Origin of the sequence: Brenneria izadpanahii (assembly GCF_017569925.1) — a bacterium.
Taxonomy (GTDB): Bacteria; Pseudomonadota; Gammaproteobacteria; order Enterobacterales; family Enterobacteriaceae; genus Brenneria; species Brenneria izadpanahii.
This window is the reverse complement of sequence record NZ_CP050854.1, coordinates 4415247-4440565: the sequence shown is the minus strand read 5'-3', so window position 1 is coordinate 4440565 and position 25319 is coordinate 4415247. Positions and strand designations below refer to the sequence as shown.

The following is a 25319-nucleotide window of genomic DNA, read 5'->3' as shown; positions in this document are numbered from 1 at the left end:
GACCAGTATCCAGCAAGAAACGAGCCAAACTACCATGATGGTATGAAGGTGATATGACAGCCCTGTAAATACGGCGTTTTGTTGCCGGAGACATGGCGGATACGGCCTGCCGGAATTCACCGCCGTTCGTAGATGGTGCAACCGCGCCCTAAAATGAGGCTTACGTAGTCGATGAAAGCGATACCGAAAACCGTTGACGTGATTTGTCAGTCGTTGAGCGAGCGTATTCAGCGGGGGGATTTTGCCGAACAGGGCCGTTTGCCTTCGGAACGCGCGCTGAGCGATCAGTTTTCGACAACGCGCATCACACTACGCGAAGCCTTGGGTCAGTTGGAGTCTCAGGGCATGATCTACCGCGAACTGCGGCGGGGATGGTTTATTGCGCCGCCCCGTTTTATCTATAATCCACTGCATCGCAGCCATTTCCATGCGATGGCCAAGTTGCAGGGGCGCGCCGCGCAAACAGAGGTTCTGGATGCCCAACGGGTGAAGGTTCACGCGGCGCTGGCGCAACATCTGGCGATGCGCGAAGGCGAAGAGGTTTATCGCATTCGCCGTCTGCGGCGTATTGACGGCAGAGCGGTGCTTTACGTCGAGCACTACCTCAATCCGCGCTATTTTCCCGGTTTGCTCGATTTTGATTTAACCCAGTCGCTGACCGATCTCTACCGCGAACGCTACGGCATTCGCTACGGGCGCGTCCGTTTTACCATGTTGCCCACGCCGATGCCGCTGTTCGCCGCGCCCACGTTGAAGATTGCGCCGGGCAGCCCGGCGCTGTTTATTACCCGCATCAACCGCGATCAGCACGATCGCATTATCGATTGTGACTGTGAATATTGGCGTTACGACGCGCTGTACATTGACATTGAAGCGGAAGGGGTGGAGCCGCCGGCCCGGTGAGGTTCCCTTACGCCAATTATTTTCCGAAACGTCGGCTAATCGTCTACCTTTTAAGGGATGTAGCGGTTTTATCAAAGGTGTATGATCGATAAAAGATACCGGATACAACAAGTGACACAAATGATTTCTATCGCATAACCTATTGAATTTAAGGTATTAACGCATGGAGTTTAAAGATTACTATGCTGCGTTGGAAGTAGACCCATCCGCCGATCTGAAAACGATCAAAACGGCCTACCGCAGGCTGGCGCGTAAATATCACCCCGATGTCAGTTCTGAGAAAGATGCAGAAAGCAAATTTAAGGAAGTCGCCGAGGCGTATGAGGTGTTGAAAGACAGCGAGCGCCGCGCCGAATACGATGAGTTAAGACTACACCGCAACGATCCCCGTTTTTCCGAGCCGCCGCCGAACTATGGCGGTCATGAGCAGACCTGGCATAGCTCGCAAGGCAATCCTCATGATTTTTCTGATTTTTTCGAATCTATTTTTGGCCGCCACGCCGCGGGGGGACAACGCGCGTCCGGCCAGACGTCCCACGGCGCTCGCGGACAGGATTTCGAGATGGAAGTGCCTCTATTTTTAGAGGAAACCCTAACCGAGCAAACCCGGCCGATTTCTTATCATCTACCGGTTTATGATGAGTTTGGACGCCCGACCAAAGAGATCGCCAAAACCCTGAATGTCAAAATTCCGGCGGGCGTTGGCGATGGCGAACGCATTCGTTTGAAAGGACAAGGGAGCGCCGGATTCGGCGGCGGACCGAATGGCGATTTATTCCTGGTTATTCGTATTGCTCCGCATCCGTTGTTTGATATTGACGGTCACGATCTGCATATCGTGGTGCCGCTGGCGCCTTGGGAAGCGGCGTTAGGCGCCACGATTGAAGTACCGACCTTAACTGGCAAAATTGCCCTGACGATCCCCCCGGCAGCCAGAGCGGCAAGCGATTGCGGATTAAAGGCAAAGGATTGGTCAGTAAGAAAAAAGGGGCCGGCGATATGTATGCCATCCTGAAAGTGGTTATGCCCCCGAAACCAGATGAAAAAGCCAGTGCCCTGTGGAAACAGTTAGCCGAGCAGGCCGCGTTTAATCCTCGGGATGGATGGGAGTAAATATGATGACTGAAGAAATGACATTTACGATGGTGGAACTGTGCCAGTCAGTAAATATTTCTCAGGACGAGCTCGTTGAAGTGGTGGAGCTAGGCGTCATTGTACCGTTGGATCTGGATAAGCCTGGTTGGGTTTTTGATTCCCATGCGCTGATCTGCCTCCGGCGCGCCCGGCGGTTGCAGATGGAGCTGGATTTAGACTGGTCGGGAATTGCGATGACGTTGACATTGCTGGATAAAATCGACGAGTTGAAGAAAGAAAACGAGCAGTTGCGCAGGCATCTTAACCGTTTTTTGATCACGCCATAACAAGCGATCGGGACGAAGTATTTTCAGCCGGATATGTTAATTAACTCATTTCAAGCTGCGGCCGTACGGACGCAGCTTGAAAGGCGGCGGAAATGTACTTATGCGGTTAGCGCCTTACTCTGGCAGATATAATCATACAGCCGTTGCGTATCCGCTTTCGAACAAAGACGCGTACCATGATTCAGCGTTGCCGCGGTTCCTGCCGCGACGCCGTAGCGCACCATCTCGCCCAGCCCCGCGCCGGCGGCCAGCTTTAACGTCATCGCGCCTACCATGCTGTCCCCTGCGCCCACGGTGCTCAGCTTTTTCACCGGCGGCGGAACGGCTTGGATACACTCTTTGCGGTCGATCGCCAGCGCGCCCTGCGGCCCCAGTGAAACCACAACCCGCTCAGCCGAACCTTTGCGTATCAGTTCAGACGCGGCGTTATAGACATCATTAGGGCTTTCCAACGGACGTCCTGTCAGGGCGGAAAGTTCATTGTGATTGGGTTTTACCAGCGCCAGACCGCCCAGCTTCAGACAGGCTTCCAGGGCCGCGCCGGAGCTGTCGACAATGCAGCTCAATTTGCCGCTCTGCGCCTGTTTCACCAGATACGCCAGTTTTTCAACATCGCATCCCGGCGGCAGGCTGCCGCTGATGACCAGTAGCGAACCTGCGGGGATCTTCAGTATGCGATCGATTAACTGATCGAGTTCGTCGCCGGTCAGCCCGGCGCCCGGCATAACGAAACGGAACTGTTCGCCGCTGCTATCCGCATGGACATGCAGGTTCTGCCGCGTCCAGTCCTGGGTGCGCAGCGTTTGGGTTTTAACGCCTTCTTGTTCGAGCAATTCAGCCAGGTGTTCGCCCGTGGGTCCGCCGATAGGGAAAATGGCGCAGGCCTCGCCCCCCAGATGAACAACGGCGCGGGCGACATTAATTCCTCCTCCGCCGGGTTCAAACACCGGAGCGGTGCAGCGTAGTTTTCCTTCAGGGTAGATTTTGGGCGTGGTTGTGGCGCAATCCAGGGATGGGGCAAGGGTGAGCGTAAAAATCTGGGGCATTATATCTCCTCCATTCAGATTTATGCATAATTACTTGATTGATTTTAATAGATATTTAATAAGGCGATGGGCGCTGTCCTATTTGATGGCGCTGACCGGCGTCAGACGCTTTGCCCGTTATGGGCGTTCTGATGATGGGTTAATTATGTAGGAATAATGCGTAAATTTCCTGCTGGTTGTATAAAACCATTTGAAATATAAGCGATTTTATTATCAGCTGCAGCAATATATCCGCTGTCTTTCAAGCTAACGAAGGGGGACGCCGATGTTGAATGACGTATATTCTCGGCATATTTCAAGTTGCCTATGCGCCGGCTTTGTTGCTTGGCCCTTCCCTGAGACTCGCTCCGTTGGGGACGCCGAATTCGTTCGCGCCGAATTTGCCGCCCCGCGTGGTCTTCCTGCCGCCCGAATTATTTAGAGTATGGATTTTTAATAACGTCAGGCGAATATTTATGGTGCTATGTAATAAATTTAGGCGTCAATAAACGCCAGATTGATGAATATATTTATTCAGTTAATGTGGGTAAATTATCAAGTTGGTATGTCGGATGAAAACTGCCTTGCATGCCGTCCACTCCGCAGCGTTTTAAGTACTCATATTCCGAGGAATGCTGAATGCCTTCTATGATGATCCCATCGCAGAATTTTTTTATATTCTTGATCAATGACGGGAAGATATAGTCATCTTCCCTATTTTTCATCAGTCCGAGATAGAAGTTCTTATCCAGCTTAATATAGCTGAAAATAGATTGGCTCACGGCATAGAGATTGGCGTCGCCTTTGCCCAGATCGTCCAGCCAGAGCGGGTAGCGCTCATGCAGTTTCGCCAGCAGAGGGTTGCGTTTCCCGTCATTGAGGTTTGGGAACACCTCATTTATTTTCAGATGAGTAAATGGGAGACTGTCTAGCAAATTGCTGGCGTACTGATTCTGGAATAGGAATACGGCCATCACGAAATCGATGTTTATCGTCACCAGAACCTGATTATCGATGAAATATGACTGTTTGGCGGAAATACATTCCAATTGCTCTATCAGTAAGTCTTTTTTTTCCGCTGGGCTCATCCGTCGAGGATGTTTCGTGGTGCTGAGCCCTTTATTTTCATATCGTGCTAGCAGTTCCACTGCGAACATTTTTTGCTGGAAATCATAGATAGGTTTCGCAACGTAGTACCTTCTATCATCTATATCTAGTATTGAATCTACCATTGGTATAGTTTCCAGATTAAGAATTATTGGCATATTATTGATCGATCAGTAAAACTGATCAATATATCAATATTAATTGATTAAAATTATTGATTTACCGATCGATTAAGTCAATCTGATAGGCTTGACCGTAGGGGTAATTGAGCGAGAGCGCCTGTGAATGATAGGAGAACATTGGCCAATTGCAAAAAAAATATTATTAATCAATATAAGATTAAGATGATCGAAACGGCTGTCAGTATACTGTCATACTGCCCGGTTTACCACGACACTTTATGATTATCATGCGAATATATTTGTAATTATAAATAATTTGCCTGCTAAGTTTGTTGTCGGCGCAGCGCGGATCTCAGATAATGTAACAGCGGTAATACGTGATAATTATTATTTTATGACGGCAACCTAAAGCCCGATCGCGGAACAGGCGGTTAAACGCCACGGGGGAAATGAGAATCATATGTCGTAGAAGTCTCTCTGCCGCGTCATTTGTTCTGCTCCGCTTCCGATTCGCTCAGGTTGCGATTTCTGTGATAACGCCGCGATAACGGGCGTATTCAAGCACAGCGCCATCCGACGCTGTGGCGTCGCCGTCAGCGCTGTTAAAGCGGCTCCCATCAAATGCCGGGGGGCCATCTACTCAATCGGTTCGTACGTGCTGGTTGGTTCAAGAGTGCGCAGATTTAGGGAACGTTATTGAAATAACAGTAAATTTGTTATTCTCTATTATGTGTTTTCCCTTTTTGGTTTTTTTATTTTTCTTTTTGTAATTAATTTATTGTGCGAACTGTTTATGTTGTGCCGTATGAATGCATAGGCAACGATTAGAACCAGCACTGATAATATGATTAATTCGTTCATATTTTTAATGTCGGTAGAGTGTCTAATGTATAGGTCGGGTAGATGTATCCCTGAATTCCCGCCACGCCGCAGTTCTTTAATAGGTAGTATTCTGAATGAGTCTGCACTCCTTCAATGATGATGCCATGACAGTATTTCTGTATATTTTCCACCAGGACGGATAATGTATAGACTTTTCTATCCTTTATCATTTCCCAGTAGAAAATCTTATCCAACTTAACGTAATAAAACGTAGATTGGCTAACGGCGTAAATATTTGAGTTTCCGCTGCCAAAACCATCTAACCAAAGGGGGTAACGCTCATATAATGCTGCAAGCAGCGGATTGCGTTTTCCATCATTAAGATTTGGGAAGTTTTCGCTTATCTCCAGGCAAATAAAGGGTAATTTATCCATTAAGTTCCTGGTTTCCCCATCCTGGGATAAAAACATCGCCATAGTGAAGTCGATGTTTAGCGATAAACGTATATTGTTATCTATAAAATAGCGTTGCTTCTGGGCGATAGATTCCAGTTGATCTATCAGCAACGCCTGTTTTTCAGCACGGCTCATCTGCTGAATGCGTTTTTCCGAACATGGTCCCTCATCATTAAATCGGGTAAGCAGTTCCATGGCGAATAGCCGATTCTGACAGCTATAGATTGGTTCTATAACATAGTGCCTCTGCGTACATGAGATTGAATCGACAGTCATCATGCTCCCCTGTTTGGCCATGTTTCAGGCATTATTGATCGATCTATAAAACTGATCAATATAAATATATTAACCCATAAAAGTGATTGATTAGTCGATCGATCTCAGCTCTTTGATAGGCCAATCCTTTGATCATCCTCGAAAAATAAGGAGGTTGATAAGATCATGGAAGGGACTAATTATTTGAATAAGAAAATTATATGCTTATGCTGTTGCGCAAACCTGGTTGCGAATCGGCGGTTTTGGGCGGGCGAACGTGTTCCATGTTTTGTCATCTACCGTTCATCTTCCGGAACACTCGACTATTTGCAAGGTTATTACCTACAAAAAGTAGTGTTTCAGTTATTTCTTATGCCTTTATACATAATTATTACAAACTACGAGGTATTCGTTATCAATTTATACATGCAGTTGGATCGTAGTAAACATCATTCATAAGTTTGGATTATTTTATTTATATTAATGATTTTTCTGCGTGTTTCTTTGCCATCCCATTTGGCGGTTATTCAGTGTTGTTATTGTTTAGGGAATAGCCCAATATTAAAGTCGCTGCGAGCGCTAAGCCGTAAAAATGTGTGAGTGGCGTACAGTTGTTCAAACCAGAAATATTTCAATTAACCTGTATACCAAAGAGGTGAGTATGTCAGTTTCTGCGCGGAATCAACTAGCTGGCGTTGTAACTACAATCGTAGAAGGCGCCGTTAACAATGAGGTTGTCCTCAAGCTGGACAGCGGTGATTTGCTGACGACCGTGATTACCAAGGCAAGCAGTACGTCTCTGGGTTTGGCTCCCGGTAAACCGGTTATCGCACTGGTGAAAGCGCCCTGGGTTATTATCGCTTCAGTGGACTGCGGCCTGAATTTTTCCGCCCGTAATCAGTTAGCGGGTAAAGTGACGAAGGTAGAGAAGGGCGCGGTTAATTCGATGATACATATTGAAACCAGCAATGGTTTAACCCTGACATCCAGTATCACCAACGAAAGCCTCGATGAAATGGCGATTGCCGATGGGAGCGAGGTGATTGCGTTGATTAAGGCTTCCAGTGTTATTCTGGCTACCAGGAAATAATAGTCATAGTTCAAGTTGCCTGTGCGTTGGCCGCGTTACCCGGTTCTTTCCAGGTGCCCGCCCGTTGAGGACTTTCGCAACTCGAATTATTTAAGCGATATGTTTTTATTTTTCACGTTATTACGTTGTGAATTTATCGGTATTCATCTCCAGTTCAACTCCGGTCGCTTTGTTTGATTAAACGACCGGAGTATTCGACTGGCGGCATGAATGCTACTCTTTTGCGTGAGCATCCTGATTCTTTTCCAGAATGGAAATGGCGGTCATCATACCTTCTATATCTTCCCTTTTTCCCATTTCACTTAATTGCACATACATGAGATCAAGCAACGTTCGCGCATTTACCGGCCGGCCTTGAGTGCAAACCGATACGACCGTCTGACCAATAATTGTCTCAACACGCGATCGTTGTGCCGGATACCAGGTTAAATTATGAATATTCATTATATCTCTCCGGCTTTTTTTCATAGGGCATCATATCATCTTTGCAGTAAACAATGGGAAATAATGTCAATGCAAAAGAATGAGAATGAATAGATTTATTTGGATATAAAGTGATAATTATCATCGGGATGAGTGAATGATATCCCCGTCATTTTTCAAGTCGCGGGCGCGTTGGTTTTGCCGTTCGTCGTCTGTAATGGGCTAACGCTTCGCATTGTTCAAAACGGCAGCGTTTTATCCTGCGCCTCAAATTTTATTGAGTTTAATTACTTGTTATTCCTCTTTATCAATGATTTCTGCTTAAAAAGAACGCTTAACGCATTATCCGCCATTTGTGTTTTTTGAAAATAAAAGGCTTGCTATAAAAATGTGTTCATGCGTTAATGAGTCATCGGCCTGGAATACAGACCTATTTATGTAAGACATTGTAATTAAGCGGTTCCTAGTTCAAGCGATGCATCCAGTCTCTTATCCGACGAATTTCCTTTTTATAAGTGCCCATAAGTAATCACTGTAACAGACCCTACTCCGCCCTATAGTGGCTATCTAAATATATAAAGGAAATTTTCTATGTCTAATAAAATGACTGGATTGGTAAAATGGTTTGACGCTGGCAAAGGTTTTGGTTTCATCACCCCGACCGACGGCAGCAAAGATGTATTCGTTCACTTCTCCGCCATTCAAGGCCAGGGTAACGATTACAAAAGCCTGGACGAAGGCCAGAAAGTTGAGTTCAGTGTTGAAAGCGGCCAGAAAGGCCCATCAGCAGTGAACGTTAGCGTAATCTAAAGGTCTTTGACCGAAGATAATTGACCGGCTTGCGCCGTTGCTCAAATATCATCGCCGAAAATACCTGATTATGCATAAGCCCCGCAGATATTCTGAGGGGCTTAATTATTTCTATTGTTACTACTCCTCACCTTGCGCCGAAACGAGTATGATGGCAACCCGAAGCCGTCGCCGGCCGGTTGGACTCGTTCACTCCTATATGATCCCCTCCATAACCAGCCTTCCCATATCGGTTTCAAACATGAAATTTAGACGGTTCGATTGAATTTCATACAGTGTAGAAACTATATACAATAAGTGGTGTCACAGTAGTCGTAGCGCGGCGAATGCGAATGCGATTCTTTATGCGGTACGCGTTATGATCACTTAAAGACGAATTTGATGAAAATTAAACAAAAATTCACCAGAGTATTACTTCATCCGCGTTACTGGCTCACCTGGTTCAGTCTAGGCATTCTGTTCCTGCTGGTTCAATTGCCTTACCCGTTGCTGATGAAAATCGGCGGCAGCGCAGGGCGTTTTTCCCGATTTTTTCTAAAACGCAGAGTGGCTATCGCTCGGCGTAATCTTGAACTGTGCTTTCCCGATATTTCCGCCGAAGAGCGGGAGACGATGATCGTCAATAATTTTTCTTCGTTGGGGATGGCGCTGGTGGAAACCGGTATGGCCTGGTTTTGGTCGGATCGCCGGGTTCGCCACTGGTTTGATGTCTCGGGGCTGGAAAACTTGCAGCAGGCTTGCGCAAAAAAACGCGGGGTGATGGCCATCGGCATTCACTTTATGTCGCTGGAGTTGGGTGGGCGAGCGATGGGGCTGTGCCAGCCGATGATGGCAATGTATCGTCCTCACAACAATAAGGTGATGGAACTGGTGCAAACGTGGGGACGTTCCCGCTCGAACAAGGCGATGATCGATCGTAAAGATCTGCGAGGTATGGTTCATGCCCTGAAAGGCGGCGAGGCCGTGTGGTTCGCCCCGGATCAGGATTACGGTCCGAAAGGCAGCGTTTTCGCTCCGTTTTTTGCCGTGAAAAACGCCGCGACCACCAATGGCACCTTTACTATCGGCCGCTTAGCGAAGCCATCCATGATCACCATCGTTTTAATCCGTAAACCGGATGCATCCGGGTACAAGCTGGTGATTCAGCCCGAACTACAGGATTATCCCTATCACGATGAACATGCCGCCGCCAGCTACATGAATAAAGTGATAGAAAATGAGATCATGCGGGCGCCGGAGCAGTATCTGTGGCTGCATCGCCGTTTTAAAACCCGTCCGGCTGGTGAGGTCTCTTTATACGCCGGAGTGTGACGAAGAGACGTGAGTTATCAATTCTTTTTCATCAACAAAAATGGCTGCCTGTCGGCAGCCATTTTATGTTTAACGGAAGATAGCGCGGGGATTAAACACAACGATAGGTTTTGCCCAGCGCTTCTAATAATTTATTGATTATACGGACAACTCTCATCTTTATTCCCCTCACTTTCTTTGCAATCAATGATTGAAAGTACCAAAGCCCAGGTTGATGTTTTCAAACATAGCGATGATTTTATTCAGCAGCTTCATTTTTCAAACTCCCATCAGTGAAATTGTATCTGTGATGTATCTCACGTTTTGAAGAATACTCGCGCTGATACGCTTGGTCAACTTTTTTGTGATACTAATCACAAAAATATGAATTTCTAGTTTGTTTAAAATAAACCGGCATTTTGATTGGTTGTTTTGCGCGGCGCGCAGGGGCTTCCCGCTGAGCTTTTTGACCGTTGTAAATGGCAAGCGCCCCGTGACGTCGGCCGGGCATAGGTAAGACATAAGTAAGGCATTGGTAAATAGTCTTGATTAGCAGTTGAAATGGATGCCGGGGAAGCAGGATAATCTTTCGCTTACAAAAAGTAACCTGGCAAAATTATGAGGTTTGCATTGAACGAAGTAATCGTTTGCGTGCAGGGCCTCAAGGTTTGGATGCATTGGTTATACGGATGCATACCCAGTGCAGGGCTGGGTGAACCACCTACGATTTACCTTAAATAATAATGACATTTCATTCAGGGGATACCACCATGTCGAATACTACTCGTCAGGCTGATGGTGCGGCGCGTCCGCATGGCGCGCTTGATGCATTTTTCAAAATAACACAGCGCGGCAGCAATGTGCGCCAGGAAGTGTTGGCAGGGTTAACTACGTTTCTGGCTATGGTTTACTCGGTTATCGTTGTACCGGGCATGTTGGGTAAAGCCGGTTTCCCTCCGGCCGCGGTATTTGTCGCAACCTGTCTGGTCGCCGGATTCGGCTCATTGCTGATGGGGCTGTGGGCCAATCTGCCGATGGCCATCGGCTGCGCGATATCTCTGACCGCCTTTACGGCATTCAGTCTGGTATTGGGGCAGCAGATTAGCATTCCGGTTGCGCTGGGCGCGATTTTCCTGATGGGGGTTCTGTTCACCATCATTTCCGCCACCGGGATCCGCTCCTGGATCCTGCGCAATCTCCCGCTTGGGGTGGCGCACGGAACCGGTATCGGCATTGGTTTGTTCCTGTTGATTATCGCCGCCAACGGCATTGGCCTGGTGATAAAAAATCCGATTGACGGTCTGCCTGTCGCTTTGGGCAACTTCACCTCTTTCCCGGTTATCATGGCCTTGATAGGGCTGGCCGCTACCATCGGGTTGGAAAAACGCCGTGTTCCGGGCGGCATTTTATTGGTGATCATCGTCATTTCCATTATCGGTTTAATCTTCGATCCGAATGTGAAATTTCAGGGCTGGTTCGCCTGGCCTAGCTTGAGCGGCGAGGATGGTTCTTCACTGATTTTCAGCCTGGATATTATGGGCGCGCTGCAGCCGGTGGTGTTGCCCAGCGTTCTGGCGTTGGTGATGACGGCGGTATTTGATGCGACCGGTACTATTCGCGCGGTTGCCGGTCAGGCGAACTTGCTGGATAAAGACGGACAAATCGTCAATGGCGGTAAAGCGCTGACGTCTGACTCCGTTAGCAGCATTCTTTCCAGTCTGGTTGGGACATCTCCGGCGGCGGTTTATATTGAATCCGCCGCTGGTACGGCAGCCGGCGGTAAAACCGGTCTGACCGCGACGGTCGTCGGCGTGTTGTTCCTGCTGATCCTGTTCCTGTCCCCGCTGTCTTATCTGGTTCCCGGATATGCGACTGCGCCGGCGCTGATGTATGTCGGTTTACTGATGTTGGGCAATGTAACCAAACTGAACTTCGACGACTTTGTTGATGCGATGTCGGGTCTGGTGTGCGCGGTGTTTATCGTGCTGACCTGTAACATTGTGACCGGCATTATGCTGGGCTTTGGTTCGCTGGTGTTGGGACGTATTTTCTCCGGCGAATGGCGGAAACTGAATATCGGCACCGTTCTTATCGCCCTTGCTCTGGTGGTGTTCTACGCCGGCGGTTGGGCGCTCTAAGCCGTTTTGAATTTGAGTTCGGGGGATCGTGCCGCCCCCGAACTCGGCTATATCTTTCCCGTCTTGCTTATCACTGCGAATTTCCGTATCCCGCCAATGCGGCGGCCGTTTGCCGCCGCGTCTTACTCTCTGATTGCAATGGTTTTTCCCCCTGCGCGGTGAACTTTATGTTTCTCTGCGCGGCTTCATTTGTTATCAGTTGAAGTTTGGTGTGTGAAAATACGAAAAATATAAATTTTTCCGCTCAGAAATTCATTTTAATGACAGAATAGATGCGTTAAATATTATGTAGTACTTCATGGGATTGACGGGTGCCTAACCCATTTTTAATGCTGCAGGAGTGAGTCTAAGGAAAGCATGGAAATCTTTTTTACTATTCTTATTTTGACCCTGGTAGTTTCTTTATCAGGGGTGGTTACACGAATTCTACCTTTTCAAATACCGCTTCCGTTGATGCAAATAGCCGTTGGTGCGATTCTTGCCTGGCCTCAGTTCGGTTTGCACGTTGATTTCAATCCCGAGTTATTTATGGTGCTGTTCATTCCGCCGCTGCTGTTCGCCGACGGTTGGAAAACGCCGACGCGCGAATTCCTGCACTACGGGCGTGAAATTATCGGGTTGGCGCTGGTTCTGGTGTTGATTACCGTCGTGGGCGTCGGCTATTTCATCTATTGGATGGTGCCGGGCATGCCGCTGATCGCCGCTTTCGCGCTGGCGGCGGTGCTTTCCCCGACGGACGCCGTCGCGCTTTCCGGCATCGTGGGGGAAGATCGCATCCCGAAAAAACTGATGGGCATCCTTCAGGGGGAAGCATTGATGAACGATGCTTCCGGCCTGGTGTCGCTGAAATTTGCCGTCGCCATCGCCATGGGAACGATGGTGTTCAGCGTTTCCGGCGCGACGCTGGCGTTTATAAAGGTCGCGATGGGCGGGTTGCTGGCCGGCGTGGCGGTTACCTGGCTTTATAGTAAGTCATTGCGCATTATCAGCCGCTGGAGCGGCAATGACGCCGCTACCCAAATTGTTTTACTGCTGCTGTTGCCTTTCGCCGCCTATCTGATCGCCGAACATATCGGCGTGTCTGGGATCTTGGCGGCGGTCGCGTCCGGGATGACTATCGGCCAGTCCGGCGTGATCCGTAACGCTCCGCTGACCATGCGGCTGCGAGCGAACGGCGTCTGGTCGATGCTGGAGTTCGTTTTTAACGGCATGGTGTTCATTATGCTGGGGCTGCAACTGCCGGATATTCTGGAAACGTCGATTACCCAGGCGGAGCTGGATCCTACGGTTGAAACCTGGATGCTGTTCACCGACATCGCGGTCATTTATGCCGCTCTGCTGCTGCTGCGCTTCGGCTGGCTGTGGATGATGAAAAGATACAGCCTGCATATTCAGAAAAAGAAACCGATGGTGTTCGCCGAATTCACGACGCGCGAACTGTGGATTTCCTCTTTCGCCGGCGTGCGCGGCGCCATTACGCTGGCCGGCGTGCTTTCCATTCCTCTGTTGCTGACGGACGGAACGGCTTTCCCGTCTCGTTATCAGCTGGTGTTTATCGCCACAGGCGTCATCCTGTTCTCTTTGCTGTGCGGCGTATTGGCGCTGCCGTTGCTGCTGCGGGGGATTGTGGTGGCCGATAAGGTGACTTACGCCAAAGAGGAACGGATGGCGCGTAGCACCATGGCGGAAGTGGCGATTAACAGCCTGCATAAAATGGAAGAACGGCTGGCGGCCGATCGCGAAGAAAATATCGACGAGCAGGTGTTGAAAGAGGTTAGCGCCAGGGTGATAGGGAACCTGCGTCGGCAGGTGGCCGGGCAGAGCGATCTGGAACATAGCCTGATGATTGAAAACCTGGAGCGGCGTTTCCGTTTGACGGCGCTGAATTCGGAACGCGCCGAGCTTTATCATCTGCGCGCCACGCAGCAGATCAGCAACGAGACATTGCAAAAAATGCTGCGGGAGTTGGATCTGCTGGAGGCGGTACTGAGCGAAGGCGAGTAAGGCCGGGCTATCCTGAACGGCGTCATATTATTGATTTTTCCCCTCCTTGTTATTCCCCATCGCTCAAGCGATGGGGATCTTTTCTAAATCCTTACATTCAAAATCCATTAGCTTGATTGTAAATGGCTTGTCACTAAATGATAATGATTGTTATTATCCAGCAAACTATTGCTTGGGTGATAACTCTGCCCATGCCGCTGACGGCTGGCGTGGAGAAATGGCGCTGCCTGCTATGGCCGCCTGAAATAATAAATGGGTTTTATCCATAAATTAAATATGTGAATAGTGACATTTGGCAGGGGAAAGTTATGCGTGTATTAGTTGTGGATGATGATTCCGTTCTGTGCCATTGGTTAGGCTCTAAATTACATTCACATGGTCATTCATGTCGTATGGTTCACGATGGCGAGCATGCATTAAAAGCAATAAAGGATGAAGTCTATGATGTCGTGCTGCTGGATAGAATGCTGCCGATTATGGATGGCTTTAGCGTATTGCGCGAATTACAGGGATCGCGTCATCCGCCGATTATGCTGCTTTCCGCATTAGACCGGGATGTCGATCGGGTTATGGGATTGGAGCTCGGCGCGGAAGATTATCTTGGTAAACCGTTTAATTTTAATGAATTAAGGTTGCGCCTGGATATTATGGCGCGGCGCGGTAAACGCCATGCGGATAATTCCTCCATTCTGACGTTTGAGGATTTGCAGCTTGACCGGCTGCAACGGGTCGCCTGGCGCGGCGGACAGCGAATCGAACTGACGGATAAAGAAATCAAGTTATTGATTATCCTGATGGAAAATCCCGGACAGGCGATTACCCGCACCATGCTGTTGGAACGAGTGTGGGGATATCACTTTGATCCGCAAACCAATTTAATTGACGTCCACATGTCGAAGCTACGGGCGAAAATTGATAAAGGTTTCCCGCGTCCGTTAATTAAAACCTTAAGGGCAATGGGCTATGCATTAGGTTCTGTTGATAAGGATAGAACGGATGTCGGCAGCTACTCTGAATAAAATAAAAATAAAAAAGCTGGGGCGCCGCTGGCAGATAAAAATAAAACACTGGCAGTTAGTAGGGGCAAGTCAATATCCTGGTTTTGTCTGCACGGCTAATTTCAGGCAAGCGATCACCATTGTTTTTTTATTTTTATTAATGATGCTGATGAGTATTGTCGGCTTCAGTTTATTAAGCGAAACCTTAATCAGAACCCATGTCCGTGAAGTTATTCTGGGTAATATTTATGATTACTCCATGCAGTCGCATTTTACCAATACCGATAGCCTGATTGCGCAACTTCGTCAGGATAATCAAGCCAAAAATGATGAATTGCCGCTATTTCTGGTGATAAATAAAGGCGGCGATATTCTGTATCACAACCACCCGCTGAAAAATATGCAACGCACCCACTGTAAGATGGACGTGGCATGTCTGAAAGATATTCTCTCCAGCAAAAACGATCCAAACCTGATTGGTCTGTCGGTCATGCTGAGCGACGGCGGCGTATTTTTTACGGCTTACAACATTCGCCCCATGCTCGAACGGGTTAGGACCATTCCTCTGGTGGCCGGCGCCGGGCTGTTTGTGGTGCTGTTGTTCTGCCTGCTTATCAGCCGTCATTTCAGCCTGCGCAGCTTACGCAGCGTCGAGCAGATTCGCACGGCGCTGCACCGCTACAGCACCGGAGAGCAGCAGGTAAGGATGCCGTTGTCGCCCTATGGCGATGACTTTGACAGCCTGAGCGCGGATATCAACCAGAATCTGGAACGCATCGAACGGCTGATGGAACAGGTGCGCAGCACCTCCAGCCACATCGCCCACGAACTGCGTACGCCGTTGACGCATCTGCAAAACCGGCTGTTTAACCTGACCGAGCGCGCCGGTCTGGATGACGAGATCCGGGAAGAATTAAACCTTGCGGTGGGGGAAGTTCATAAGGTTCTCGGGCTATTCCGCACGGTAATGCGCATCGGTGAAATTGAGAGCGGGCGCTGTATTCATCAGTTTGAACAGATTGAAGCGCGGCGACTGTTGGCGGAAGTTATCGAATATTACCAGCCATTGGCGGAGGAGCGCGGCTGCCGTTTACTGATAGAGATTAAGGCCGGCATCCAGCTGTTCGGCGATCGGGCGCTGCTGTTTCAGGCATTGGCCAATCTGGTGGAAAATGCGCTGAAATACGCCGCGCAGGGGAAAGATATCACCCTGGGAGTGAAATTATACCAGGGGTGGATCGCGCTGAGCGTCGCCGATCGCGGGCCGGGCATTCCGGCGGTGCAGCACGAAAAAGCGCTACAGCGTTTTCAGCGGCTGAATAGCGATACCGGGCCGCAGCAGTCCGGCTATGGGCTGGGCTTATCATTGGTGAAAGCGATTACCGATCTGCACGGCGGCAAGCTCTGTCTTGAGTCCGCCAATCCGGGGCTGAATGTTTATCTATGCCTTAAGCGTTGTTAACTCTGTACCAATTCCCCTGTAAAAAACCGGCGAATCATCATCATTATTCTTGGTGTGTAATTGTATTACCAATTGATTTTTAATGATAATTTTTCGTATAGAAAGATTAATAAATATTAATGTTCTGCTTCTTGTTGTTCCTGATAATAAGTCTCATTATTGGTTGCGTTAACGTCATGGCTGCCATGATTCGCCATGATCCCTTGGCTGCGGATAAGAGATTTCCCCATGAATAATATGAAAAAAAAATTGCGTTCTTTCCTGCGTGACGAAAGCGGCGTGACGGCGATCGAGTACGGCATTCTGGCGGCGGCGATGGCGGCGGCGATCGGCGCTATTTTTGGCAGCGACGGTATTTTTGTTCAGGCGCTGAATGAAAAATTCCGTGAAATCGCCGACCAGATCACCGGATCCGGCACCAGCGGATCCGGCACGGCAGGGACGGCGAAATAAGTCTGGTGATCGCGTATTACACGCACTGGCTGCAAACGATATTACTGGCGGGATGCCTGTTGTGGTGCGTCAGCGCCGATCTGCTGGTACGAAAGATCCCCAATCAGGCGGTATTGATTTTATTGGCCGGATGGCTGGCTTTCAGCGTAATGGACGTTCTGCAATCCGGCGCCTTTGAGCGGGACAAACTACAGCAGGCGCTATGGTCGTTGCCGGGCGCGGCGCTGGTGCTGATTGTCGGTTTTTTACTTTTTCTCACCGGTAGGCTTGGCGCCGGGGATGTAAAGCTGATGAGCGTGTTATGCCTGTGGGTGGGACACGGACACCAGATCGTTTTCGTCATGATCACCGCGTTGGCGGGAGGGGTGCTGGCGCTGGGATTGCCTTTACTCAATACCGTACCGACGGCGGCCGCCATGGGGACTCAAATGATCAACCGGATGTTTAAAAGCCGGTTACCCATGCCGCCCGCGTTGCCGGCCGATCTTTCGCAGGGCATTCCTTACGGTATCGCCATTGCGTTCGGCGCGGCGTACGTCCTGATTTTTCCCTTGTTTTAATTCCGCAGCTGTTTTTAAGGCATGCACGGCTTAGGTAGGCAGGTTGAATGAAAGTTAACTCTACATACGTACTGTCGGGCGCTTTGATCCTGGCAGGCATTGTCGCGCTGATGGTGCGAAGCCATTTGTCGTCTCCGCCGCCGCCGGCGCCGCAGGCGGTGGTAAAAGCGCCGGAACGGAGCGCGGTTCTGGTGGCGGCGAAAGACCTTCATCCCGGCGATTTTCTTGATTCTTCCTCATTACGCTGGCAGGTCACCGACGAGCCGGTATCGCGCACGTTCAACTTCATTCGCGGCAAAGATAGCCAAACGCTGCTGTTGGGCGCCACGCTGCGCGAAACGGTCGCCGAGGGAACGCCGTTAACCAGCAATGTGGTAGTCAAGCCCAATGAGCCGGGCTTTGTCGCCGCGGTGTTGCGTAAAGGCATGCGCGCCATTTCGATTCCGACCAATGCGGTTGCCAGCAATGCGGGCCTGGTGGCGGCGGGCGATCGGGTCGACATCATCCTCAGTCTGAAAAAAGACGAACAGCCGGAACTGCCGGCAAGCAGTACGCAAACGGTCGCTTTACCTTTGTTGGCGTCACAAACCATCGTGCGCGATTTACGCGTTCTGGCGCTGAATAATCAAACCGATACCGATGTTCGTCCCCGCCAGGATGTGGTGCAGGAAGACAGCGCCGAAGAGTCAACCAGCCGAAGCCGCACCGCTGCCGGCAACAGCCGGACGCGCTCCGTCAGCTATCAGACGGTAACGGTGGAGGTAACGCCGGAACAGGCCGAGGTGCTGGCGGTGGCGAAAGAGGTCGGCATGCTGCATCTGGCGCTGCGCAGCTCAACGCCGGACGAACAGGAAGATCTTCGCCAGGATGCGGCGCGGCGGGTCACCACGCTCTCGCAGAGCACCAGCATCTATAACGGCCTCTCCAGCGGCGGCCATCAGGTTAAGGTCTACCGCGGGGCGCAGAAAGATGTACTGACGTTCCCATCCCGGTAGAACGAACCACCAGTCTGTCAACCAGTGAATAACCTGACGGTTGCTCATAGAGAAAATAAAGCTCCTTACGGAAATTAAGTAAATGACGATGTTTTCCCTGTTTTTGAAAACGAATTTTCTGCGGATTACCGATAAGTGGTTTGACGCCGCCGACCGGTCCGTCATGCCCGCGAAGACGGGCCTCTCCGGCAACGCCGCGCCGTCTGATGAAGCAGATGACGTGCGGACACGGTTTATTAACGCAAGGGGCGTTCGCCTGTCGGCGCGAGCTTTGATCTCAACGGCGCTGGCTGTGATGTTGCTTCCCGCGATGGCGTCAGCCGCGGGCATTTCCGAAGTCGCGGAAACCAACGTGGTGCACATGACGGTGCATCAGGGGCGTTTATTAAAACTGAGCGATCTGCCCGACAGTGTACTGGTGGCCGATCCGGAAATCGCCAGTTTCGAGCTGCCTTCGCCGGGCAACCTGTTTATCTACGCCAAAAATGTCGGGACCACCACGCTGTATGCCATGGATGAAAACGGCAATGTCATCAACGCCATCCGCATCGTTTCCGAACACGATCTGAAAGCCTTGAGCGAACGCATGAAACGGGAATTCCCCAACGCGGATATCCAACTGGAAGCGGGGATCCCCAGCGGGGTGATTGTGCGCGGCAGCGTCGATACGCCGCAGGACGCCAAACGCGTTATCGATAGCGTGCAGGCTTATATCGTCGCGTCGACCGCCTCCGCGCCCGGCGGCGGCGGGGGCGGCGGCGAAGGGCTGCCCGGCAGCAGCGAATCATCCGCTAAGGTCATCAACCAGCTGAAAATAAAAACCCCTTCGCAAATCAACATTCGCGTTCGGGTGGTGGAAGTGTCCCGCAACCTGACGCACGAACTCGGCTTCAACTGGGAAGCCTCGCTTAACCGGGGCAGCGCCAACTTCGGCCTCGGCACCGGTACGCTAAGCGGCTTTTTCGATTCCAGCACCGGGGCGTTTACCGGCGCGGACGGCAGCAGCTTCTTCGGCGCCAACGTCGGCGGCAGCGAGGGTTCGCTCAGCGGATTGCTGTCGGCGATGAACAAACAAGGCATGGCTTCCGTGCTGGCGGAGCCGAACTTGACGGCCATGTCGGGCGAAACCGCCGCATTCGCCGCCGGCGGTGAAGTACCGGTGGTGGTGATCACCAACAACAACGTCAATATCGATTACAAAGCGTACGGCGTGATCCTGCGCATGACGCCGACGCTGCTGTCCGCCAACCGCATCAGCCTGCATATTGCGCCGGAAGTCAGCGAGTTAACGTCGGTGGGGTCGGTTACGCTGGAAAGCGGCTCCACCATTCCGGCGCTGACCGTGCGCCGCGCCGATACCACGGTGGAACTGGCCAGCGGGCAGAGCTTCGCGCTGGCGGGCATGCTGCGCAGCGCCAACAGTCAGACGGTTACCGGCGTGCCGGGGTTAAGCAGTATTCCGATTATCGGCCGCGCCTTTGAAAACGAATCGGCAAGTCATGAAGAAACCGAACTGGTGATCATCGCCACCGCCTACGTGGTGGAGCCGGTTAATGCGGGCGATCTTCAGACGCCGGGGCAGGGCGTCAAAACGCTGGACTCCGTGATGCCAAGCTACGGCGCGGTGGGCTATCTCTACTGAACCTGATGATGAAACGGTGAAAAAATGAATAACCGAAACAACGCAATGAAATCGTCAGCCCGTCCGTTATTTCGACTGACGCTGTGCGCCGTCTGTTTATTGCTGACGGCCTGCGGCGATAAATCGGTGAACAGCCAGCGTATGCAGCGTTATGAGCAGCCGGCGCTGGCGACGATCGACGTTCGTCCCTCTTCGCTGGCGGTCACGCTACAGGTGGCGGCGAACGGGCGGGGCTTTACCCCGGAATCGCTTAAACAGCTCAATGTGATGTTGAAAGATCAGGGGCGGTTATCCAAACAAACATTGACGCTGATTCCCCGTAGCGTTCGCGGCGAGCAAATGGCCGGACGGCTGGCCAGCGTACTGAAGAACGCCGGCGCCGATGCGCAGAAAGTCAAACTGATGCGAACCTCTTCCGCCGGCGGTCAGTCCGGCGATCTGGAAGTGATTTCGCAAGCGTTGGCGGTGAAACCCACCCGCTGTCAGGTGAACGATCCCGATCTGCTGATGGTGAAGCCGTTTGAGGGCGTGGGATATCTGGGCTGCGCGACGCAAAACAATCTGGCGATGATGGTCGCGGAGCCGCGGGATTTGATTCAGGCGAAAACCCTGGATGACGCGGACGGCGTGGCGGCGGTCAACAGTATTGAGCGTTATCAGTCCGATGAGGCGAAAGATCTTATCGATATCGACTTTGAAGACTAAGGGAGTGGCATTCCATGAGTGAAATTACCCTGGTTGACAACGAAGAGCAGAGCGCGCCGCTGGCGGCGTTTGTCCGCGCCGGTGATGACGCCGCCGATCTCCGCGATCAGCTTGAGCGCCTGAAACAGCAGGATGTTCCGGTGATGATGGGCGGCATTGCCGCGGCGCGCAAGTGGTGCGAACAGAATGTTCCGCCGCGCATTCTGCTGGTGGATTTGGAAGGCGTCCACTGGCCGTTGCCTGAACTGGAAGCGTTGCTCAGCATCTGCGGTCCGACGACGCAGGCGATCGTTACGGGCAAAGAGCAGGATGTCGGTCTGTATCGCGCCCTGTTGCAGCTGGGCGTGGTGGACTATCTGCTAAAGCCGTTCACGCTGGATCTGCTGGCCGCGACGCTGGCGAAATGCGAAGGCCAGCAGGCCGGGCCGGAATATGCCCGCATGGGACGCACTATCGCGGTGGTCAGCGCCGGCGGCGGCTGCGGCGGCAGCACGGTCGCCATGGGATTGAGCCGATTGCTGTCCGGCGAACGCCATCTGCCGGTCGCGCTGGTGGACTTCGATCGCCGTAACGGCGATCAGCTGTTGTTGCTGGGACAAAGCGCCGATGCCGGACTGGCCGCGGTGTTGGAAACGCAGGAACTGGATACCCGGCTGTTGCAGCGCTCCATGCTGCGCGTCGATCCCCGTCTGCATCTGCTGGCGCAGAAACCCGAACTGGGCGAACTGAATCCGGTGGACGTGGATAACGTACTGAATCTCGGCGGCGCGCTGTGCCGCATGTTTAATCAGGTCATCTGGGACTTGCCCAGCAGCTATCCGCCGGGGGCGCTGGATGTGCTGACCTACGCGGATCTGCGCATCATCGTGACCGAACTGACGTTGCAGGACGCGCGCAATATCCGGCGCGTACTGCATGAAATCGGCGATGAAAGCGAAGGGCAGCGCCTGTTGCTGGTGCATAACCAGAGCCGTTTTGCCGGCGCGGCGCCGCTAAGCCGCGAACAGTTCGAGCACTTTACCGGCCGGAGAATCGATGCCGTGCTGCCTAACGCCGGTCACGCGCTGGCGCAAAGTTTAGCGCTGGGAGCGCTGGATCCGGCCGCGTCGCCGGCCTTTCAGCAAGGGCTGCGCCGGCTTGCCGATCTGGCCTGCGGCGTGCGCGCCAAGCCGGCGGAAAAACGCTGGTTTGCGCGCTGGCTGAAACGGGCGTGACGCTCTCCCGCGCCGCCTGTTCTATCAAAGGGTTAACAGATTATGCTGATTCGTAAAAATCACCAGCAAAAAGGCGAGGCGCATAAAAGTGCGCCGCAACCGGCCGCCGCCAATGTTACCGAACTAAAAGCGCGTCCGGCGGCGGAAAGCCGCGCGCAGTCCGCGGCGAGCGCGCCCGCGCCGTCAACGCCGGCCACGCGGCAGACGGATAATCGCACCAGCCAGCGGCGTTTGATCCGCGCCCAGCTCTACGATCAGATCGATGCCGGCAAGGCCGCCATAATGGGGCGCGATAAATTGCTGGTGCAGATCGAAACGGTGATCCGCCGTATTTGCGACGAGCAGCGTTTGCAGTTGTCCCGGCAGGAAGAAGAGACGATCGCCGCGGAAATGCTGGATGAGATGACCGGCATCGGCCCGATCCAGCCGCTGCTGGCCGACGATACGGTCAACGATATTCTGGTGAACGGCGCCAATCAGGTGTTCGTCGAACGTTTCGGCAAATTGGAGCTTTCTCCCATCACCTTTATTGATGAAGAACATGTCTTCAACACCGCGCAGCGCATCGCGGCGGCGGTGGGACGCCGTATCGATGAAGCCAGCCCGATGGTGGATGCCCGTCTGCCGGACGGCAGCCGCGTCAACGTGATCACCTATCCGCTGGCGATCGACGGCACCACCATTTCTATTCGTAAATTCATGCGCCGCAATCTGTCGCTGGAAGCGCTGGCGGAAAGCCGCTGTATGTCATACGCCATGGCCGACGTGCTGAATAAGGCGATGCAGGCGCGGATTAATGTGATTGTGTCCGGCGGCACCGGGGCCGGTAAAACCACGCTGCTGAACGCCCTGTCGCAAAAGATCGGCAGCGACGAACGCATTATCACCATCGAAGACGCCGCCGAGCTGCAACTCCAGCAGGAGCATGTGATCAGACTGGAAACCCGGCCCATCAGCGCCGAAGGCACCGGCCGGGTCGACCAGCGCGATTTGGTGCGCAACGCCCTGCGTATGCGTCCCGATCGCATCATCCTCGGCGAAGTGCGCGGCGGCGAAAGTTTTGACATGTTGCAGGCGATGAATACCGGTCACGACGGCTCGTTATGCACCGTTCACGCCAATACCTCGCGTGATTCGATCCAGCGTCTGGAAAACATGGTGATGATGGCCAACATGCAGCTGCCGCTGATGGCGATCCGCCGCCAGATCGCCAGCGCCGTGCATTTGATCGTGCAGATCGAACGTATGCGCGACGGGATTCGCCGCGTGGTAGCGATTACCGAGGTATGCGGCATGGAGAATGAAGTGATCCAGCTACAGGATCTGTTCACTTTCCAGATCACGGGCAAGGATGCGCAGGGCATGCTGACGGGGGAATACGTTCAGCATATCCCGCGTCCGCAGTTCTACAGCGATAAAGCGCATCTGTTTGATGCGTGACGACGAGCAGAGGAGACGCCGATGACCCCGTTACGCCTGAATCTGATCACGCTGTTGGTATTTTGCGGCGTGCTGCTGCTGTGCTTCGCCGTTTATCGCTGGCAAAGGGCGCGTCAGCGCCGCGCTCAGCGCGAACAGCGCTGGCGGCGGATTTTAGCGGAGGTGGAGCCGCAGCCGGAGCGGCAGGACTCGGATTCCATTCTGCGCGATGAGATCAAAACGCCGTTGATGAACGTACCGCTGGTGGGAAGCTGGCTGGCCGGGATCTGGTCGCAGTTGGCGTTTATCGGCTGGAAGAAAAACCTGCGCCAGCGGGCGCTGATCCTGGCGGCGCCGAGCCTGCTGCTGGGCATGATGCTGGGACAAAGAACCCTGCTGCCGCTGACGCTGGGGCCGGTTTTCGCGCTGTCGCTGTTTATCGGCGTCGGGACGTTGCTGTTTCGTTCCGCGCTGCAAAAGCACCTGAAAGCGCTGCGCGAAAGTCTGCCGGAGGCCATTGACGCCATAACCCGCAGCTGTCGGGCGGGGGTGCCGGTGGCGAATACCTTTGCGATGGTGGCGGAACATTTGACCGGCCCGTTGGCCAATGAATTTAAAACCATCGATCACTGGCTGAAGCTGGGGATCCCGCTGCGTCAGGTGATTCAGGCATCGGCGGGCAGGGTGCCGATGTCGGAATACCGTTTCTTCGTGGTGATCCTGATTATCAACCAGGAAGCCGGCGGGCGGTTGGGCGAAACGCTGGAACGGCTGTCCGCCACTCTGCGCGCTCGCCGCGAGCTGCAGCTTAAAGTGCAGTCGAAAACGTCGGAAGCGCGGGCGTCCGCCAAGATTGTGGCGGCGCTGTTTCCCTGCTGCCTGGCTTATTTGTATATGCGTTCTCCCGCGGATTTCAGCTTTCTGTTTTCCGATCCGGTGGGAACCACGGTGCTGATTTACGCCCTGTGCAGCGTCACGCTCGGCATGTTGGTGACGCACTTCATGGTCAAGCGGATCAGTTGACGGCGGGAGAGAAAACAAAATGACCGGACTGTTCGATCCCTTATTACTGCTGGCGCTGGGGCTGATTGGCTCCGGACTGTACCTCGCCGTTTTTCGTCAACGCCAGCGGCGGCATAAACAGCTGGCGGAGCGGATGCGCGCGCACTTGCCCGACGCGTCTATAGACGCGTCCGCGCAGGAGATGAATATCCTGCGCGGCCAGGGAAAGGAAATGCCGCCGTGGCTGGAAAAGCTGTTGCTGCCGGCGGCGGCGCAGGGCGAGCGGCTATCGGGATCGGAGAAGGATCGCCGTAACCTACGTCGCCTGTTGGATCTGGCCGGTTTTCGCCGTAACGAGGCGGTGGGCTGGCTGGTGATGGGGAAATTTTTAACCGGGATTTTGTGCGGCGCGGCGTTGGTTTTTGGCTGGCTGCCGCCCGCCGATCGGCTGGGCCTGACGGGCGTCGCCGCCGGGCTGATCGGTTTTTTCGTCGGCGCGATGCTGCCGGAATGGTGGCTGAAATGGCGGGCCGCCGGCCGGGGCGAAAAGCTGGCCCGCGCCGTGCCGGACGCGCTGGATTTGATGGTGGTGTGCGCCGAAGCCGGATTGCCGATCGGGCGCGTTCTGCAGGTGGTATCGAAAGAGCTGGGGCTGTCGTCGCCGGAAATGGCTGACGAGCTGCACTACACCGCCACCGAGCTGCAGATCCTTTCCGATCGTACGCTGGCGATGATGCATCTGGCGGAAAGAACCCGGGTCGCGGAAATCGAAAGCATGGTCGCCACGCTGATCCAGGCGGAACGTTACGGTACGCCGCTTTCTCAGGCGTTGCGCACCATTGCGGATGAAAGCCGTAAAACCTTGATTCTGGGGCTGGAAGAGAAGGCGGGCAAATTGCCGGCGCAGCTTAGCGTACCGTTGATGGCGCTGATCCTGCCGCCGATCGTCGCCATTATGGCGTCGCCGGCGCTGGTGCGCGTGATTCGCCTGTTGACGCAGTAGC

22 protein-coding genes and 1 pseudogene are annotated in these 25319 nt (G+C 52.7%); 19 read left to right on the top strand and 4 right to left on the bottom strand.

The features are described from left to right. Positions 1-171 precede the first annotated feature (171 nt). The 3 genes and pseudogenes from HC231_RS19760 to HC231_RS19750 all read left to right on the top strand — a co-directional run bounded on the left by HC231_RS19760 (position 172) and on the right by HC231_RS19750 (position 2324). Positions 172-903 carry a UTRA domain-containing protein gene (locus HC231_RS19760; RefSeq protein WP_208228392.1) on the top strand — a complete coding sequence of 244 codons (732 nt, stop codon included), beginning with the start codon at positions 172-174 and terminating at the stop codon, positions 901-903. A 163-nt stretch (positions 904-1066) separates the two neighbouring features. Next, positions 1067-2016 (top strand): annotated as a pseudogene (cbpA, locus tag HC231_RS19755) (curved DNA-binding protein). A gap of 2 nt (positions 2017-2018) precedes the next feature. Then, entirely contained in the window at positions 2019-2324 is a 306-nt protein-coding gene (locus tag HC231_RS19750; RefSeq protein WP_208228391.1) for a chaperone modulator CbpM, read from the top strand. A gap of 98 nt (positions 2325-2422) precedes the next feature. Here the strand turns inward: HC231_RS19750 and pfkB are convergent, their stop codons facing one another. The 3 genes from pfkB to HC231_RS19735 form a co-directional block, all read right to left on the bottom strand. Continuing rightward, positions 2423-3370 carry a 6-phosphofructokinase II gene (gene pfkB / locus HC231_RS19745; protein ID WP_208228390.1) on the bottom strand — a complete coding sequence of 316 codons (948 nt, stop codon included), beginning with the start codon at positions 3368-3370 and terminating at the stop codon, positions 2423-2425. Between the two features lie 509 nt (positions 3371-3879). Then, positions 3880-4581 carry an EAL domain-containing protein gene (locus HC231_RS19740; protein WP_208228389.1) on the bottom strand — a complete coding sequence of 234 codons (702 nt, stop codon included), beginning with the start codon at positions 4579-4581 and terminating at the stop codon, positions 3880-3882. An 854-nt stretch (positions 4582-5435) separates the two neighbouring features. Beyond that, positions 5436-6050 (bottom strand): EAL domain-containing protein, encoded by a 615-nt coding sequence (locus tag HC231_RS19735; protein ID WP_246494584.1) that lies wholly within the window; start codon positions 6048-6050, stop codon positions 5436-5438. A gap of 721 nt (positions 6051-6771) precedes the next feature. On the opposite strand from HC231_RS19735, the gene HC231_RS19730 reads away from it, so the two are divergent. After that, the gene (locus tag HC231_RS19730) at positions 6772-7200 is read left to right on the top strand and encodes a TOBE domain-containing protein (protein ID WP_208228387.1); all 429 of its coding nucleotides are present in this window, start codon (positions 6772-6774) and stop codon (positions 7198-7200) included. 213 nt (positions 7201-7413) lie between these two features. Here the strand turns inward: HC231_RS19730 and HC231_RS19725 are convergent, their stop codons facing one another. Beyond that, on the bottom strand, positions 7414-7644 hold the full coding sequence (locus HC231_RS19725; protein WP_208228386.1) for a hypothetical protein: 231 nt from the start codon (positions 7642-7644) through the stop codon (positions 7414-7416). A gap of 570 nt (positions 7645-8214) precedes the next feature. On the opposite strand from HC231_RS19725, the gene cspA reads away from it, so the two are divergent. From cspA to HC231_RS19650, 15 genes are all read left to right on the top strand, one after another. Next, the gene (gene cspA / locus HC231_RS19720) at positions 8215-8433 is read left to right on the top strand and encodes an RNA chaperone/antiterminator CspA (protein ID WP_009114380.1); all 219 of its coding nucleotides are present in this window, start codon (positions 8215-8217) and stop codon (positions 8431-8433) included. Between the two features lie 381 nt (positions 8434-8814). Continuing rightward, a complete protein-coding gene (gene lpxP, locus HC231_RS19715; RefSeq protein WP_208228385.1) occupies positions 8815-9744 on the top strand; it encodes a kdo(2)-lipid IV(A) palmitoleoyltransferase in 930 nt (309 codons plus the stop codon). 749 nt (positions 9745-10493) lie between these two features. After that, positions 10494-11861: an NCS2 family permease gene (locus tag HC231_RS19710; protein ID WP_208228384.1), complete on the top strand. Its 1368-nt coding sequence runs from the start codon at positions 10494-10496 to the stop codon at positions 11859-11861. Positions 11862-12218: 357 nt separating this feature from the next. Continuing rightward, on the top strand, positions 12219-13865 hold the full coding sequence (locus HC231_RS19705) for a Na+/H+ antiporter (RefSeq protein WP_208228383.1): 1647 nt from the start codon (positions 12219-12221) through the stop codon (positions 13863-13865). A 308-nt stretch (positions 13866-14173) separates the two neighbouring features. Continuing rightward, positions 14174-14884 (top strand): response regulator transcription factor, encoded by a 711-nt coding sequence (locus HC231_RS19700; RefSeq protein ID WP_208228382.1) that lies wholly within the window; start codon positions 14174-14176, stop codon positions 14882-14884. After that, the gene (locus HC231_RS19695) at positions 14862-16325 is read left to right on the top strand and encodes a sensor histidine kinase (RefSeq protein WP_208228381.1); all 1464 of its coding nucleotides are present in this window, start codon (positions 14862-14864) and stop codon (positions 16323-16325) included. The genes HC231_RS19700 and HC231_RS19695 overlap by 23 nt, the downstream gene beginning before the upstream one ends. A 228-nt stretch (positions 16326-16553) precedes the next feature. Next, entirely contained in the window at positions 16554-16778 is a 225-nt protein-coding gene (locus HC231_RS19690; RefSeq protein ID WP_208228380.1) for a Flp family type IVb pilin, read from the top strand. Between the two features lie 8 nt (positions 16779-16786). After that, on the top strand, positions 16787-17338 hold the full coding sequence (locus HC231_RS19685) for an A24 family peptidase (protein WP_208231441.1): 552 nt from the start codon (positions 16787-16789) through the stop codon (positions 17336-17338). A gap of 47 nt (positions 17339-17385) precedes the next feature. Continuing rightward, the gene (gene cpaB / locus HC231_RS19680) at positions 17386-18333 is read left to right on the top strand and encodes a Flp pilus assembly protein CpaB (RefSeq protein WP_208228379.1); all 948 of its coding nucleotides are present in this window, start codon (positions 17386-17388) and stop codon (positions 18331-18333) included. 82 nt (positions 18334-18415) lie between these two features. Continuing rightward, the gene (locus HC231_RS19675; protein WP_246494581.1) at positions 18416-19975 is read left to right on the top strand and encodes a type II and III secretion system protein family protein; all 1560 of its coding nucleotides are present in this window, start codon (positions 18416-18418) and stop codon (positions 19973-19975) included. A 24-nt stretch (positions 19976-19999) separates the two neighbouring features. Beyond that, positions 20000-20680, top strand: a complete 681-nt coding sequence (locus tag HC231_RS19670) for a CpaD family pilus assembly lipoprotein (RefSeq protein WP_246494580.1) — start codon at positions 20000-20002, stop codon at positions 20678-20680. A gap of 14 nt (positions 20681-20694) precedes the next feature. Next, positions 20695-21894 carry a CpaE/TadZ family protein gene (locus HC231_RS19665; protein ID WP_208228378.1) on the top strand — a complete coding sequence of 400 codons (1200 nt, stop codon included), beginning with the start codon at positions 20695-20697 and terminating at the stop codon, positions 21892-21894. 42 nt (positions 21895-21936) lie between these two features. Further along, positions 21937-23334, top strand: coding sequence for a TadA family conjugal transfer-associated ATPase (locus HC231_RS19660; protein ID WP_208228377.1), 1398 nt, complete (start codon positions 21937-21939; stop codon positions 23332-23334). Positions 23335-23355: 21 nt separating this feature from the next. Next, complete coding sequence (locus tag HC231_RS19655; RefSeq protein ID WP_208228376.1) at positions 23356-24336, top strand: type II secretion system F family protein; 981 nt, start codon at positions 23356-23358, stop codon at positions 24334-24336. Positions 24337-24355: 19 nt separating this feature from the next. Then, positions 24356-25318 (top strand): type II secretion system F family protein, encoded by a 963-nt coding sequence (locus HC231_RS19650; protein ID WP_208228375.1) that lies wholly within the window; start codon positions 24356-24358, stop codon positions 25316-25318. Position 25319: the final 1 nt, after the last annotated feature.